This window comes from Mesorhizobium sp. Cs1299R1N3, from assembly GCF_037179625.1.
GTDB lineage: Bacteria > Pseudomonadota > Alphaproteobacteria > Rhizobiales > Rhizobiaceae > Mesorhizobium > Mesorhizobium salmacidum.
The window spans coordinates 1-430 of sequence record NZ_JAPYKQ010000084.1 but is presented as its reverse complement, the minus strand read 5'-3'; the positions used below and the strand labels follow the sequence as shown (position 1 = coordinate 430).

The 430-nt window shown below is 65.1% G+C and carries 1 protein-coding gene; it reads left to right on the top strand.

Annotated elements, in window-relative coordinates; translation table 11 throughout:
- Positions 1 to 430, top strand: a 430-nt coding sequence (locus tag O7B34_RS32060) for an HAD-IA family hydrolase (protein ID WP_337149754.1), incomplete at both ends; no start/stop codon positions are given.

The following is a 430-nucleotide window of genomic DNA, read 5'->3' as shown; positions in this document are numbered from 1 at the left end:
GTCGAAAGGGTCTGGGGCGCCTGGGCGGTTCGCAATGGGGTCGATCGCGAAATTCTGATGAAGTCCGTGCATGGCGTGCGCGCGGCCGATGTCATCCGCACACTGGGCCGCGCGGTCGACGCGGAACATGAAGCGCGCGAACTGGCCGCAGCGGAAATGGCGGACGCCGAGGGCATCGTGGAAATTCCGGGCGCCATCGCTTTTCTGAACACCTTGCCACCAGAGAAATGGTCGATCGTCACCTCGGCGCCGCTCGAGCTCGCTGTTCGTCGCCTTGCCGCTGCAGGGATACCGACGCCACGGCTGATGATAACCGGCGAAGACGTATCGGCCGGCAAACCCGACCCGCAAGGCTACCTTCTTGCCGCTGGAAGGCTCGGCGTCAGCGCAGAGGACTGCCTCGTCTTCGAGGACGCTCCGGCCGGCATTC